This window comes from Delftia sp. HK171 (assembly GCF_001886655.1).
Lineage (GTDB): Bacteria > Pseudomonadota > Gammaproteobacteria > Burkholderiales > Burkholderiaceae_C > Comamonas > Comamonas acidovorans.
Map to the genome: position 1 here is coordinate 3,575,274 of NZ_CP018101.1, position 14,045 is coordinate 3,589,318.

Consider the following 14,045-nt stretch of genomic DNA (forward strand, 5'->3'; position numbering starts at 1 on the left):
CGCCAGGGGGCGGTTCAGTCGTGCAGAAAGCGTGCGTAGCGCGCCAGGTCCACATTGCCGCCGCTGATCAGAATGCCCACGCGCGCGCCCGACAGCGCAACCCCGCCATGCAGGGCGCCCGCCAGCGAGAGCGCTCCCGTGGGTTCGACCACGATTTTCTTGCGTTCCGCGTAAAAGCGCATGGCCTGCACCAGATGCTCGTCCGCCACGGCCAGGATATCTTCCACATGCTCGCGGATGATGGCGAATGTGATATCGCCGATGGACTGGGTCTGGGCACCGTCGGCAATGGTGTGGGGCGTGGGGATCTGCACGATCCGGCCTGCGCGCAGCGACTGGCGGGCATCGTCGCCGGCCTGGGGCTCGACGCCGTAGACCTTGCAGCGCGGCGCCAGTTGTCCGGCCGCCAGCAGGCTGCCCGACAGCAGGCCGCCGCCGCCCAGGCAGACGAACAGGTAGTCCAGGTCGGGCACCTCTTCGAACAGTTCCTTGGCCGCCGTGCCCTGGCCGGCGATCACGTCGCGGTGGTTGAACGGCGGGATCAGCGTCATGCCGCGCTCGTCGGCCAGGCGGCGGGAGATGGCCTCGCGGTCCTCGGTGAAGCGGTCATAGGTCACCACCTGGGCGCCGTAGGAGCGCGTGGCTGCCATCTTGGAGGCGGGGGCATCCTCGGGCATGACGATGAGCGCGGGCATGTCCAGCATCTGCGCGGCCAGGGCCACGGCCTGGGCATGGTTGCCCGAGGAGAAGGCCAGTGCGCCGCGCTTGCGCTGCTCGGGCGTGAACTGCGACAGCGCGTTGTAGGCGCCGCGTATCTTGAAGGCGCCCGTGCGCTGCAGGTTCTCGCACTTGAAGAACAGCTGGGCGCCCAGCAACTCGTCGGCGGTGCGGCTGCGCAGTATGGGTGTGCGGTGGGCCACGCCTTCCAGCCGGCGAGCGGCGGCGGCGACATCGTCATAGGTGGGCAGCGAGGGAGGGCTGTTCGTCGTCATGGCGTGCGGTTCCGCAAAGTGGATGGAGGCGCTTTCGATCATAGCCGCATGCGCGGGCTTTCAGAGCCCTGAAATGCGCCAGCCGTTGCATGGCAACGGCTGGGTGCTATGGTGTTTGATGCGGCGCAGTGCCGGTGCGACAGCGCTTCAGCGCTTCAGCGCTTCTTGTTGCCCAGGATGCCGCCGAGCACGCCGCGCAGGATCTCCTTGCCCAGCGAATTGCCCATGGTGCGCATGGTGGACTTGGCCATGGTCTGCACCAGGCCGTCGTGCTTGCCGCCGCGTGGGCCCGTGGTGCCGAACAGCAGGTCCTTGAGCCCGTCCATCATGGCGCCCCCTTCGGTCGCCGCAGGCGTGGCACCGGCCGGGCCCGTGCCGGTTGGCGCTGCGCCGTCGCCGGCCGCTGCCGTGCGGCCGCGCAGCACCTCGTAGGCCGATTCGCGGTCCACGGCCTTTTCATAGACGCCGGCCACCAGCGACTGTGCCAGCAGGGTCTTGCGCTGCTCCTCGTTGATGGGGCCGATCTGGCTGCCGGGCGGGATCACGTAGGCACGCTCGGTGATGCCGGGGCGGCCCTTGTCGTCGAGGAAGCTCACCAGGGCCTCGCCCACGGCCAGTTCGGTGATGGCGGCCTCGATATCCAGGCCGGGCTTGGGCCGCATGGTGGTGGCCGTGGCCTTGACGGCCTTCTGGTCGCGCGGCGTGAAGGCGCGCAGCGCATGCTGCACGCGGTTTCCCAGCTGGGCCAGCACGGTGTCGGGCACGTCCATGGGGTTTTGCGTGACGAAATACACGCCCACGCCCTTGGAGCGCACCAGGCGAACCACCAGCTCGATGCGTTCGAGCAGCACCTTGGGCGCGTCGTTGAACAGCAGGTGGGCTTCGTCGAAGAAGAAGACCAGCTTGGGCTTGTCGGGGTCACCGATCTCGGGCAGGCGCTCGAACAGCTCGGACAGCATCCACAGCAGGAAGGTGGAGTACAGGCGCGGCGAATTCATCAGCTTCTCGGCGGCCAGGATGTTGACCACGCCCTTGCCGCCGGCATCGGTCTGCATCAGGTCGTTGATGTCGAGCATGGGCTCGCCAAAGAACTTGTCACCGCCCTGCGACTCGATGGCGACCAGCCCGCGCTGTATGGCGCCCACGCTGGCCGCGCTGATGTTGCCGTACTCGGTGGTGAACTGCTTGGCGTTGTCGCCCACATGCTGGAGCATGGCGCGCAGGTCCTTGAGGTCCAGCAGCAGCAGGCCGTTGTCGTCGGCAATCTTGAAGACCAGGTTGAGCACGCCCATCTGCGTGTCGTTCAGGGCCAGCATGCGGCCGATCAGCAGCGGACCCATGTCCGAGACCGTGGCGCGCACCGGGTGGCCCAGCTCGCCGAACACGTCCCACAGCGTGGTGGGGCAGGCCAGGGGCTGGGGAATCTCAATGCCGCGCTCCTGCAGGGAGGCCGCCATCTTGGCGCCCGTGCTGCCAGCCTGGCTGATGCCGGACAGGTCTCCCTTGATGTCGGCCATGAACACCGGCACGCCGATCTCGGAGAATCCCTCGGCCATTTTCTGCAGCGTCACGGTCTTGCCGGTGCCGGTGGCGCCCGTGATCAGGCCATGTCGATTGGCCAGTGCGGGCAGCAGCAGGCATTCTGTGGCAGAGTGGCGGGCGATCAGAAGTGGAGCGGCCATTTCGGGTTTCCTCGGGGGAGCATGCGGTCAAAAGTAAAATCCCAGCCGCAAGGTTAAATCAATATCAAAGGACAGCCTGTGGCAGGACACAGTAAATGGGCCAATATCCAGCACCGCAAAGGCCGCCAGGACGAAAAGCGCGGCAAGGTCTGGACCCGCATCATCCGTGAAATCATGGTGGCGGCACGCACGGGAGGGGGCGATCTCAGCGCCAACCCGCGCCTGCGGCTGGCGGTGGAAAAGGCCAAGGCGGCCAACATGCCGGCCGACAACATCAAGCGCAACATCGACAAGGCCACGGGCAACCTCGAAGGCGTGACCTACGAGGAAATCCGCTACGAAGGCTATGGCATTGGCGGCGCGGCCATCATCGTGGACACCATGACCGACAATCGCGTGCGTACTGTGGCGGATGTGCGTCACGCCTTCAGCAAGTACGGTGGCAACATGGGCACGGAGGGTTCCGTGTCCTTCCAGTTCAAGCATGTCGGACAACTGATCTTCGCTCCCGGAAGCGACGAGGACCAGATCATGGAAGTGGCTCTGGAGGCCGGCGCCGAGGACGTGATCACCGATGACGAGGGAGCCATCGAGGTGCTGACCGCACCCGCAGAGTTCGAAACCGTGCGCGACGCGCTGCAGGCCAAGGGCCTGACGCCGGAGGTGGCTGAAGTCACCATGCGCCCGGAAAACACCATCGCCCTGCAAGGCGATGACGCAGCCCGCATGCAAAAGCTGCTGGACATGATCGAAGACCTGGATGACGTACAGGACGTCTACCACAACGCTGAACTATGAAAATTCTTGTGATTGGTGGCGGAGGCCGCGAGCACGCCCTGGCGTGGAAACTGGCTGAATCGCCGAAATCGACCAAGGTCTATGTGGCCCCCGGCAACGGTGGCACGGGCCTGGCCGGCGGCAAGGTGGAAAACCTCAACATCACCGACCCGCAGGCGCTGCGCGAGTGGGCGCAGGCCGAGAAGGTCGCGCTGACCGTGGTCGGCCCCGAGGCTCCGCTGGCTGCCGGCGTGGTCGATGAGTTCCGCGCCCATGGCCTGCGCATCTTCGGCCCCTCCAAGGCGGCCGCCCAGCTGGAAAGCTCCAAGGCCTTCTCCAAGGACTTCATGGCGCGCCACGGCATCCCCACGGCGCTCTATGAAACCTTCACCGACCCGGTGGCGGCCCATGCCTACGTGGACCGCCTGGGTGCGCCCATCGTGGTCAAGGCCGACGGCCTGGCCGCAGGCAAGGGCGTGGTCGTTGCGACAACGCTGCAGGAAGCCCACGACGCCGTGGACTTCATGCTCGTGGACAACAAGTACGGCGTGGCCCACAACGACGGCGGCGCCCGCGTGGTGATCGAGGAATTCCTCGCCGGCGAGGAAGCCAGCTTCATCGTGCTGTGCGACGGCAAGAACGTCCTGGCCCTGGCAACCAGCCAGGACCACAAGCGCCTGAAGGACGGCGACCAGGGCCCGAACACGGGCGGCATGGGCGCCTACTCGCCCGCGCCCGTGGTCACGGCCGACGTGCATGCCCGCGCCATGCGCGAGATCATCCTGCCGACCATCCGCGGCATGGAAAAGGACGGCATTCCCTACACCGGCTTCCTCTATGCGGGCCTGATGATCGACGCGTCCGGCCATCCCAAGACGCTGGAGTTCAACTGCCGCATGGGCGACCCCGAGACCCAGCCCATCATGATGCGCCTCAAGAGCGATCTGGTGGACGTCATGCTGGCGGCCACCGATGCCAAGCTCGACCAGGTCGAGCTGCAATGGGACCGCCGCACGGCGCTGGGCGTGGTCATGGCTGCGGCCGGCTATCCCGAGGACCCGCGCAAGGGCGATGCCATCAGCGGGCTGCCGCAGGACGCCGCCGATGCCATGGTCTTCCATGCCGGCACCCAGCTCAAGGACGGCGTGCCCGTCACCAGCGGTGGCCGCGTGCTGTGCGTCACCGTGCTGGCCGACAGCGTCAAGCAGGCCCAGCAAAAAGTCTATGACGTGGCGCGCGGCATCCATTTCGATGGTGCCCAGTACCGCCGCGACATCGGCTTCCGTGCTGTGAAGAACTGAGTCCATGGCAGAGCAATCGACCGGGCAGGCGCTGCCCGTGGCGCAGGTGCGCGAGTACCTGACGGGCCTGCAGGCCCGCATCACGCAGGCGCTGGAGCAGGTGGAAGGCGAGGGCGGTGCACGCTTTCTATCCGACGCCTGGAGCAAGGGCCCCGGCGAGCGCCTGCAGGGCGATGGCATCACCCGCATCATGGAGGGTGGCCGCGTGTTCGAGCGCGCGGGCTGCGGCTTCTCGCATGTGCGCGGGCCGCAGCTGCCGCCCTCGGCCACGCAGCACCGGCCTGAACTGGCGGGTGCGCCGTTCGAGGCCATGGGCGTGTCCCTGGTCTTTCATCCGCGCAATCCTTTTGTGCCTACGGTACACATGAATGTGCGAATGATTGCGGCTGGCTCAGGTGCGGCCGGCTCAGGTGCGGCAGGGCATCCGGGCAACGAACCCACCTGCTGGTTCGGCGGCGGCATGGACCTGACACCGGTCTACGGCTTCGAGGAAGATGCACAGCACTTTCACCGCGTCTGCCGCGATGCGCTGGCGCCTTTTGGCGACACGCTCTACCCGCGCTTCAAGACCTGGTGCGACGAGTACTTCTGCCTGAAGCACCGCAACGAGCAGCGCGGCATCGGCGGCATCTTCTTCGACGACTTCTCTGAGCTGGGCCAGGCGCGCAGCTTCGACATGCTGCGTTCGGTGGGCGATGCCTTTCTGGAGTCCTACCTGCCCATCGTCGAGCGCCGCCAGGCCATGGACTACGGGCAGCAGCAGGTCGATTTCCAGCGCTACCGCCGCGGCCGCTACGTGGAGTTCAACCTGGTCTGGGACCGGGGAACGCACTTCGGCCTGCAGTCCGGCGGGCGCACGGAATCCATCTTGCTGTCCATGCCCCCGCATGCGAGCTGGAGCTACCAGCGCGAGGACGCGCCCGGCACGCCCGAGCGCGCGCTGCTGGAGCAATTCCTGGTGCGCCGCGACTGGCTTTGAGTTCCATTGCCGCCATCTCCGGCCGCGTGGCGAAATCCGCGCGTGCAAGGGAATAGGCGGCAAAACTATAATTTCAATAGCTTGAGGCGCAGCGTTGGCTGCGTTCTCCACTTTCTTCGGCGCGAAATCTTCCGGCGATCTGTGGGCGAACTCCATGCATTTTGGAGCGCCGCTACAGCCAAGCCCTCTACGGGCCGCACGGCGCTCGCGCTATATTGATCCCATTTCTATTCCACTGATCACCGCCTGATGACCACTTCCACCAAATCGGATTCCGCAGCCAAGCGCGACGTGACCAAGCTGCAACGCGCCATTGTTGACGGCCTCGAAAACGTCAAGGCCCAAGACATCCAGGTCTTCAATACCGAAAAGCTCTCGCCGCTGTTCGAGCGCGTGATCGTGGCTGCGGGCACCTCCAACCGCCAGACCAAGGCGCTGGCCTCCAGCGTGCGCGACGCCGTCAAGCAGGCCGGTTTTCCCGTGCCACGCCAGGAAGGCGAAGAAAACGGCGAGTGGATCATCGTGGACTGCGGCCAGGCCGTGGTCCATGTGATGCAGCCAGCCATCCGCCAGTACTACCGCCTGGAAGAGATCTGGGGCGAGACGCCTGTGCGCCTGAAGCTGGGCGCTCCCAAGCCCACGCGCTCGGCCGCCACCGACAAGGCCGAGGAAAAGGCCAAGAAGGCCGCTTCCAAGAAGGCTGCTGCAACGGCCGCCAAGCCTGCTGCCAAGAAGGCCGCTTCTGCCGCCGCACCTGCTGCAGGCAAGAAGCCCGCTGCCAAGAAGGCAGCTCCTGCCAAGGCCGCTGCACCCCGTTCCGCAGCTGCCAAGCCGGCCGCATCCCGTACGGCTGCTGCAAAGTCGGCCGCTCCCAAGTCCGCCGCCGTGAAGTCGGCCGCCGTGAAGTCGGCCGCCGCCAAGGCGCCGGCCCGCAAGACGGCAGCGCCCAAGGCCATCAAGACCGTGGTGGTCAACCGTGCTCCCGCCAAGCCCAAGGCAGGTGCCGCTGCCAAGCCGGCCGCCAAGCGCGCTCCCCGCGCCAACGCCTGAACGGTTCGGGACTGACGCTGCATGAAGCTGTTGATCGTGGCCGTGGGCCAGCATGTGCCCGACTGGGCGCAGACGGCCTACGACGACTATGCCAAGCGCTTTCCCCCGGAGCTCAAGGTGGAGCTCAAGGCCGTCAAGACCGAGCCGCGCGGCTCCAAGACGGTCGAGACCCTGTACGCGGCCGAGCGCAAGCGCATCGAGGCCGCCATTCCGCGTGGCACGCGCATCGTCGTGCTCGATGAGCGCGGCACCAATCTGACGACCAAGGCACTGGCCCAGCGCCTGCAGGGCTGGCAGCTGGAGGGCGACGACGTGGCCCTGATCATCGGCGGCCCGGACGGACTGGACCCCGCCTTCAGGCAGGCTGCGCACGAGCGCATCCGCCTGTCGGACCTGACCCTGCCGCATGCCATGGTGCGGGTGCTGCTCATCGAGCAGCTGTACCGTGCCTGGTCGGTCAACGCCGGCCATCCCTACCACCGGGAATAGGGCCTGTCCCGGCTCCCAGCCTCTGCCAGCGGCCCTGTCACGCGGATCCGAGGATCTCGTGATACTATGATTTTGATAGCCTTCAGCGCTTTGCAACAAAGGGCTGAAGGCATTTCTCATTCTTATCATGCCGCCATTCATCTACCTTGCCTCCCAGAGCCCCCGCCGCCGCCAGCTGCTGGAGCAGCTGGGTGTGGCCCATGAGCTTTTGCTGCCCAACGCCGAAGGCGACATTGCCGAAGATGCCGAGGCCATAGAGGCCGAACTGGCTGATGAGGCAGCGCGCGACTATGTGCAGCGCGTCACCGCGCTCAAGCTCGATGCCGCCATGGCCCGCCATGCGCGCCGCGCCCTGGCGGTGGCGCCCGTGCTGTGCTCGGACACCACGGTGGCGCTGGATGGCCGCATTCTTGGCAAGCCTGCCGATGCCGACGATGCCCGCCGCATGCTGACCGCGCTTGCGGGCCGCGAGCACGAGGTACTGACCGCCGTCGCCATACAGCACGGCGCGCGGCGCCTGGCTGCGCTGTCGGTGTCCCAGGTCTGCTTCTCGGCCATGAGCGCGCAGCAGATCGACGCGTATGTGGCCTCGGGCGAGCCCATGGGCAAGGCCGGCGCCTATGGCATACAGGGCCGTGCGGCGGCCCATGTGCAGTGGCTGCACGGCAGCTACTCGGGCATCATGGGCCTGCCGCTGTTCGAGACGGCGGCGCTGCTGCGCGAGCTGGGCTGGGCACTGTAGGCCGGCTCCCCGACCTGGGCCCGCAGGGGCGTGCAGGCATGCGCAGACCGCCGATGGCAGCGGATGGCGCGGCAAGATAGTGGCAAGCGGCCACCGGCGCAATGATTGCCGGGCCGCCATGGCCGAGAAATACAAACGACAAAGCACACCACAGGCACAGCATGCAGCAAGACATTCTGATCAATTGGTCGCCACAGGAAACGCGCGTGGCCATCATCGAGAACGGCGCCGTCCAGGAGCTGCACATGGAGCGCCCGCTGGAGCGCGGCCTGGTCGGCAACGTCTATCTGGGCAAGGTCTCGCGCGTGCTGCCGGGCATGCAGTCGGCCTTCATCGACATCGGCCTGGAGCGGGCAGCCTTCCTGCACGTGGCCGATGTCTGGCAGCGTCAGGAAGGGGGCGAGGCCCCCATGTTCGCGCGCAAGGACATGCCTGTCGTGCCCATCGAAAAGCAGGTTTTCGAAGGCCAGACCATCATGGTGCAGGTCATCAAGGACCCGATCGGCACCAAGGGTGCGCGCCTGTCCACGCAGATCAGCATTGCGGGGCGATTGCTGGTGCTGCTGCCCCAGGATGACCATATCGGCATCTCGCAGAAAATCCCTCAGGGCGAGCGCGACGCGCTGCGCGCCCGCCTGCAGGGCCTGGTGGGCACCAAGGAAACCGGCGGGGGCGGCGGCTTCATCCTGCGCACCAATGGCGAGGACTCCAGCGACGCCGAGCTGGCCGACGACATCCGCTACCTGCGCAAGACCTGGAGCCGCATCAAGGACGCCTCGGTGCGCCTGCCGCCCATGTCGCTGCTGCACCAGGACCTGAACCTGCTGCAGCGCGTGCTGCGCGATCTGGTGGGCGAGGGCACGCAGAGCATCCGCATCGACTCCAAGGAGCAGTTCGCCCTGCTCATGACCTTCGGCCAGGAATACATGCCGGCGGCCGTGCCCAAGCTGCAGCACTACCGCGGCGAGCGGCCCATCTTCGACCTGTTCGCCATCGACGAGGAAATCGCCCGTGCGCTGGGCCGCCGCGTGGACCTCAAGTCCGGCGGCTACCTGATCGTGGACCAGACCGAGGCGCTGACCACGGTGGACGTCAACACCGGCGGCTACGTGGGGGCGCGCAACTTCGACGACACCATCTTCAAGACCAACCTGGAAGCGGCCCAGCAGATCGCGCGCCAGCTGCGCCTGCGCAACCTGGGCGGCATCATCATCGTGGACTTCATCGACATGGTGCGCGACGACCACCAGGCCGAGGTGCTGTCCGAATTCAAGCGCCAGCTCGGGCGCGACCGCGTCAAGACCATGGCGGGCGGTTTCTCGCAGTTGGGCCTGGTGGAGATGACGCGCAAGCGCACGCGCGAATCGCTGGCCCACATGCTGTGCGAATCCTGCCCGGTCTGCCAGGGCAAGGGCCATGTGAAGACCGTGCGCAGCGTCTGCTACGAGGTGCTGCGCGAAATCCTGCGCGAGGCGCGCCAGTTCAACCCGCGCGAGTTCCGCATCGTGGCCTCGCCCAAGGTGGTGGAGATGTTCCTGGACGAGGAAAGCCAGCACCTGGCCGGCCTGTCCGACTTCATCAAGAAGCCCATCTCGCTGCAGGCCGAGACGGCCATGGCACAGGAGCAATACGACATCGTGCTGCTGTGAATCGATATTTATCCTGCTAATTCATTATCAATAGCAGTCCATCTATTGGCGGATGAATGGGTTCAATTGAACTCATTCTTGCGTTGCTATGGATTGTTGATTCCCGATAATTAACTTTGTCTCGGCTTTTTTGATACTGTTTGTTGCAATCAGTGCCTCAGCAACTGAAAGGGCGACGAATGGGAATCGACTCCACCATTGTGCGTGCAGCCATACACCCGGGAATTGGTGTGGCGCGTATTGGCAATAGTCCGGATGAGTACTATGTCGGCCCCGAGCTGATGCATGTGCCGCCCATGGCGCCGGGCAGCCTGCGTGATGCGCAGGGCGCGCTCAAGCGGCAGGCGGCGCGCTTTCGCATCTACGGCTACAACGCCGCGGGCGAGGTGGTGCGTGAACTCACGGCCGACCAGGACCAGATCGAATGGGAAGTAGAACTGGCCAATACCAAGGCCGCCTGGTATCAATTCCAATTGGCGCTGGACGTGCCTGAAGCCGCAGCGGCCGATCCCACGATTTTGCGCAATGCCACGGTGAAGGACCGGAAAAGCCTGGCCATTCGACCGGGAGCCCGCCGAATTGCCAAAGGCTCGGCCCCGGTGGCATTCGACAGCGGCAGTTTCTGCGGCAAGCCGGTTTATCTGGGCGAATTGCGCATTGAAAAGACGGGCCAGCTTCTCGTGCTGGGAGGCCGTGGCGTCTCTGCCTCCGTGGATGGCTCCAAGGCCACCACGTTTGCGAACAACGAGGGCTGGCATGACGATGTGGCTGACGGCCCGGTGCGCGCCAAGGTCGTCGTGGCCGGCGTTTCCGTGCCGGTGGATGCGGCATGGGTCACGGTTGCGCCGCCCAACTACGGCCCGCAGATGAAGTCGGTGCGCACCATGAAGGACCTGATGGAGGATGTGTACATCCACTCGGGCATGGCCGCCTTCCCGCTGCACGTCTCCTTCAGCCGGCACATCCTGCCCATACTCCAGCGCCAGAGCAGCCTGCAGTGGGCGAACAAGGGCTTTGCATCCCAGTTCGGCTGGGGCGGGGCGGCCAGTGCGGATGACGAGGCGTGGATCGCCAGGCTCAACAGCCCGGGCACGACCTGGGCCGAGCTGCGCCAGCAGGTGGCCAATGCCTTCCGGCGCTTTGACCGTGATGGCGCATCTCCCCAGCCCTGGCCCTGGCTGTATGGCGACGCCATGGCCGTGCCGCCCGCCGACACACCGCGCCAGCATGCGGCGCTGACCCCCACGCAGCTGAGGATGCTGGACCTGTGGGCTGGTGGTCATTTCCTGTCCGACTGGAAACCCGGCCAGCAGTACCCTGCCCAGCTCGCCGACGTGCCGCTGCAGGAGCAGCCGGCCATGCTCGACCATGCCGCCATGGACGACTGCCTGGCCGACGCCTTCCACCCGGGCTGCGAGATCACCTGGCCCATGCGGCACGCCAGCATGTACCGGGCACCGTTCCGCATCCGCGAGGCGGCAGTGAACCCGCCCGAGCTGCAGCTCTACGGCTCCCGGCTCACGCCTGCGGTGGCCCTGTCCGAGAGCGGGCCGCTGTATGCGCAGGTGGCCGGCGACCTCACGCGCTGGATGGCGGTACCCTGGCAGACCGACACCGCCAGCTGCCGCAGCGGCTATTACGCCGGCTATGGCCCACGCTACGACCCCTACCTGCCCACGTTCTGGCCGGCCCGCGTGCCCAACCAGGTGCTGACGCAGGAGGCCTATGAAAGAGTCATCGACACCGAACTGCCGCGCGAGCAGCGCGTTGCCGCCTTCAATCGGCGCGAGTCGTGGTTCCGCACCCTGGGCGAGGGAGGCTATGAGAGCGAGATCAACCGCATGATCAGCCACTTCGGTGACATGGGCGTCATCGAGAGTCGGCCCGGCGTGCGGGGCGACAAGGACTTCCCGCCGGTGATGCAGGTGGAAAACCGCATCGCCCCGGCGCCGTTGCACATGCTCAAGACTGCGGTGCAACCGGACGGGCAGGAGGCGCCTCCCCGCATCGAGCCCTTCGATGCAGACAACGAAGAGCAGCTGCGCGCTCTGACGCAGCGCGGCCCGGTGCTGCCGCGCTGAGTGCCGGCCATGCCGTCGCACGCCATGGCCGCCGCGCCGCTGCCGGAGGAACTGGATGTGCTCGTCGTGGGCGCAGGGCCGGCGGGCGCGGCCGTTGCCGCGCAACTGGCAGGGCACTGTCGCGTGGCGCTGGTAGGACGCGCCGTGCAGGCTGGGCGGGCCATTGGCGAAACCCTGCCCGCTGCGGCCCGGGTGATTCTGTCCGACCTGGGCGTGTGGGATGCGTTCGCGGCACAGGGCCACCGTCCTGCCTGGTCGCGGCGGTCATTGTGGGGAAGCTCCGAGGTCATCTTTCAGGACGCGCTGTTCGACCCGCATGGCGCGGGCTGGCACCTGGACCGAAAGCGCTTCGACGCCATGCTGCTGGAGGCTGCGCGCAGCCGTGGCGTGCCCTGCCTGGTGCCCGCCACGCTGCGCAGCCTGCAGCGCCAGCCGCCAGGCGCACCCATGCGCTGGCGCTGCCTGATCGACAGGGCGCAGGGCGACCCGGCGCACGGCCCGTTGGAGCTGTCCTGCCGCATCGTGGTCGATGCCACGGGCCGCGCGGCCCGCGTGGCCCGGCAGGCTGGCGCCCAGGTCCACCGTGGTGGCCGCCTGGTCTGCTTTCACGCCTGGGTGGAGCCGCCATCGCATGAGCATGCAGGCACCACCATGATCGAGTCGGATGCCGAAGGCTGGTGGTACAGCGCCGACCTGCCCGATGGCAGTTGCGTGATTGCCTGGCAGACCGACATCGATCTGCCTGAAGCCCGGCGCCTGCGCAGCACGGCCGATCTGTTGGAAATGGCACATCACACGGCCCTGGTGGGCGCGCGCAGCCGGGGCAGCCGGCTGCTGGAGCCGCTGCGCGTGGCCGCCGCCCACGAACAATGGCTTGATGCAGCCAGCGGGCCGGACTGGCTGGCCGTGGGCGATGCAGGCCTGTCCTTCGATCCCCTGGCATCGCAGGGCCTGCTCAACAGCCTGGTCACGGGCAGCGAGGCCGCCCAGGCCGTGCGCCGCAGCCTGGCGGGCGATGCCGATGCGCTGCAGTCCTGGAGTGCGTGGATCGGCACGATACGCGCTGCGTACCGTACCCATCACCAGCACTACTACGCGCTGGAGCAGCGCTGGGCGAACGAGACGTTCTGGGCCCGCCGCCAGCGGGCGCCGGAGGCGGGGGCCGGAGCCGACGTTATTGCCGCTCCAGCTTCGCCGTCTGCACGATCGCATTCCAGCGCTGGTACTCGGCCCGCGTGAATTCGCGGAAGGCCTTGGAGTCCAGCAGGCGCACTTCGCCGCCCAGCGCCGTCACCTTGGACTTGAAGTCGGCATGGCCCGCCACCTTGAGCGTGGCCTCTTCCAGGCGCTTGACGATGGCGGCCGGCGTGCCCTTGGGTGCCAGCACGCCGTTCCAGGTGCCGGTCACGAAGGTGGGGTAGCCGCTTTCCTTCATGGTCGGCACATCGGGCAGGGCGGGCAGGCGCTGCTCCGAGGTCACGGCCAGGGCCTTGAGCTTGCCCGACTGCACGAAGGGCAGGGCGGGCGTCACGTTCTCGAAGATGAAATCGATCTGGCCGCCCAGCAGGTCGGTCAGGGCCGGCGCGCTGCCCTTGTAGGGCACATGCACCATGTCCAGCTGGGTGGCGCTCTTGAACAGCTCGCCCGACAGGTGGACCGTGGAGCCGCTGCCCGGCGAGCCATAGCTCATGCCGGTCTTTTGCGCGGCGGCGCGTGCCACCAGGTCCTTCACCGTCCTGGCGGGCGTGCGCGTCTCGTTGACGACCAGCACATTGGGAATGGTGGTCACCAGGGCCACGTACTCGAAATCGCCCAGGCTCTTCTCGCTCAGGTTCTTGTACAGGCTCTGGTTGATGGCCTGGGTGCCGGCCGTGCCGAACAGCAGCGTGTAGCCATCATTGGCCGCCGAAGCCACGCGGCTGGCGCCGATGGAGCCGTTGGCGCCGGAGATGTTTTCCACGATCACGGGCTGGCCCAGCGACTCGGACAGGCCCTGCGCCACCATGCGCGCCAGCACATCGGTATTGCCGCCAGGGGCGAAGGGCACGACCAGCTTGACGGGCCGGGCCGGGTAGGCATCCGCCCAGGCCTGGGGCAGGGGCAGCAGCGTAGTGGCGCCAAGCAGCGCGGCAGCGCGCAGGAATTGCTTGCGTGAAAGGGTACGGGGCATGGGGATGTCTCCTTGTCGATGTTCTGGTGGCGCAGCGGCTGGGGCCAGCGGCGGATTTTTCAGGCGGGCCAATGCTGGGCGGTGGCTGTCTTGACGTCAATCAATGTTTTGGCAGGACGTCATGCGGCGGGCG

The 14,045-nt window shown here is 66.8% G+C and carries 12 protein-coding genes; 9 read left to right on the forward strand and 3 right to left on the reverse strand.

Annotation, left to right across the window (positions count from 1 at the left end; all coding sequences use genetic code 11):
* Positions 1-14: 14 nt before the first annotated feature.
* Together BO996_RS16140 and BO996_RS16145 are read right to left on the reverse strand one after the other, a co-directional pair.
* Positions 15-992, reverse strand: coding sequence for a threo-3-hydroxy-L-aspartate ammonia-lyase (locus BO996_RS16140; RefSeq protein WP_071957131.1), 978 nt, complete (start codon positions 990-992; stop codon positions 15-17).
* Positions 993-1,147: 155 nt separating this feature from the next.
* Positions 1,148-2,674: a helicase HerA-like domain-containing protein gene (locus BO996_RS16145; RefSeq protein ID WP_071955609.1), complete on the reverse strand. Its 1,527-nt coding sequence runs from the start codon at positions 2,672-2,674 to the stop codon at positions 1,148-1,150.
* A gap of 78 nt (positions 2,675-2,752) precedes the next feature.
* On the opposite strand from BO996_RS16145, the gene BO996_RS16150 reads away from it, so the two are divergent.
* The 9 genes from BO996_RS16150 to BO996_RS16190 all read left to right on the forward strand — a co-directional run bounded on the left by BO996_RS16150 (position 2,753) and on the right by BO996_RS16190 (position 12,981).
* Positions 2,753-3,472, forward strand: a complete 720-nt coding sequence (locus tag BO996_RS16150) for a YebC/PmpR family DNA-binding transcriptional regulator (RefSeq protein ID WP_012205357.1) — start codon at positions 2,753-2,755, stop codon at positions 3,470-3,472.
* Positions 3,469-4,752 carry a phosphoribosylamine--glycine ligase gene (gene purD, locus BO996_RS16155; protein WP_012205358.1) on the forward strand — a complete coding sequence of 428 codons (1,284 nt, stop codon included), beginning with the start codon at positions 3,469-3,471 and terminating at the stop codon, positions 4,750-4,752. Before BO996_RS16150 ends, purD begins: the two co-directional genes overlap by 4 nt.
* A 4-nt stretch (positions 4,753-4,756) precedes the next feature.
* Positions 4,757-5,731 (forward strand): oxygen-dependent coproporphyrinogen oxidase, encoded by a 975-nt coding sequence (gene hemF / locus BO996_RS16160; protein WP_071955611.1) that lies wholly within the window; start codon positions 4,757-4,759, stop codon positions 5,729-5,731.
* Between the two features lie 249 nt (positions 5,732-5,980).
* Complete coding sequence (rsfS, locus tag BO996_RS16165) at positions 5,981-6,781, forward strand: ribosome silencing factor (protein ID WP_071955614.1); 801 nt, start codon at positions 5,981-5,983, stop codon at positions 6,779-6,781.
* A 21-nt stretch (positions 6,782-6,802) separates the two neighbouring features.
* Positions 6,803-7,270 carry a 23S rRNA (pseudouridine(1915)-N(3))-methyltransferase RlmH gene (gene rlmH / locus BO996_RS16170; RefSeq protein ID WP_012205361.1) on the forward strand — a complete coding sequence of 156 codons (468 nt, stop codon included), beginning with the start codon at positions 6,803-6,805 and terminating at the stop codon, positions 7,268-7,270.
* Positions 7,271-7,397: 127 nt separating this feature from the next.
* Positions 7,398-8,012, forward strand: coding sequence for a Maf family protein (locus BO996_RS16175; protein WP_012205362.1), 615 nt, complete (start codon positions 7,398-7,400; stop codon positions 8,010-8,012).
* Positions 8,013-8,173: 161 nt separating this feature from the next.
* The gene (rng, locus tag BO996_RS16180; RefSeq protein ID WP_013802635.1) at positions 8,174-9,661 is read left to right on the forward strand and encodes a ribonuclease G; all 1,488 of its coding nucleotides are present in this window, start codon (positions 8,174-8,176) and stop codon (positions 9,659-9,661) included.
* A gap of 179 nt (positions 9,662-9,840) precedes the next feature.
* Positions 9,841-11,742, forward strand: a complete 1,902-nt coding sequence (locus BO996_RS16185; RefSeq protein ID WP_071955616.1) for a LodA/GoxA family CTQ-dependent oxidase — start codon at positions 9,841-9,843, stop codon at positions 11,740-11,742.
* A 9-nt stretch (positions 11,743-11,751) separates the two neighbouring features.
* A complete protein-coding gene (locus tag BO996_RS16190) occupies positions 11,752-12,981 on the forward strand; it encodes an NAD(P)/FAD-dependent oxidoreductase (protein ID WP_071957132.1) in 1,230 nt (409 codons plus the stop codon).
* On the opposite strand, the gene BO996_RS16195 is transcribed toward BO996_RS16190, so the two are convergent.
* Positions 12,917-13,912, reverse strand: coding sequence for a Bug family tripartite tricarboxylate transporter substrate binding protein (locus BO996_RS16195; RefSeq protein WP_071955618.1), 996 nt, complete (start codon positions 13,910-13,912; stop codon positions 12,917-12,919). The two genes, BO996_RS16190 and BO996_RS16195, sit on opposite strands and share 65 nt — an antisense overlap.
* Between the last annotated feature and the right edge of the window lie 133 nt (positions 13,913-14,045).

Excerpts from the sequence above, each read along its gene's own strand:
- BO996_RS16140 (WP_071957131.1), bottom strand. The coding sequence starts at position 992 with ATGACGACGAACAGCCCTCCCTCGCTGCCCACCTATGACGATGTCGCC.
- BO996_RS16145 (WP_071955609.1), bottom strand. The coding sequence starts at position 2,674 with ATGGCCGCTCCACTTCTGATCGCCCGCCACTCTGCCACAGAATGCCTG.
- purD (WP_012205358.1), top strand. The coding sequence starts at position 3,469 with ATGAAAATTCTTGTGATTGGTGGCGGAGGCCGCGAGCACGCCCTGGCG.
- hemF (WP_071955611.1), top strand. The coding sequence starts at position 4,757 with ATGGCAGAGCAATCGACCGGGCAGGCGCTGCCCGTGGCGCAGGTGCGC.
- rsfS (WP_071955614.1), top strand. The coding sequence starts at position 5,981 with ATGACCACTTCCACCAAATCGGATTCCGCAGCCAAGCGCGACGTGACC.
- rlmH (WP_012205361.1), top strand. The coding sequence starts at position 6,803 with ATGAAGCTGTTGATCGTGGCCGTGGGCCAGCATGTGCCCGACTGGGCG.
- BO996_RS16175 (WP_012205362.1), top strand. The coding sequence starts at position 7,398 with ATGCCGCCATTCATCTACCTTGCCTCCCAGAGCCCCCGCCGCCGCCAG.
- rng (WP_013802635.1), top strand. The coding sequence starts at position 8,174 with ATGCAGCAAGACATTCTGATCAATTGGTCGCCACAGGAAACGCGCGTG.
- BO996_RS16185 (WP_071955616.1), top strand. The coding sequence starts at position 9,841 with ATGGGAATCGACTCCACCATTGTGCGTGCAGCCATACACCCGGGAATT.
- BO996_RS16190 (WP_071957132.1), top strand. The coding sequence starts at position 11,752 with ATGCCGTCGCACGCCATGGCCGCCGCGCCGCTGCCGGAGGAACTGGAT.
- BO996_RS16195 (WP_071955618.1), bottom strand. The coding sequence starts at position 13,912 with ATGCCCCGTACCCTTTCACGCAAGCAATTCCTGCGCGCTGCCGCGCTG.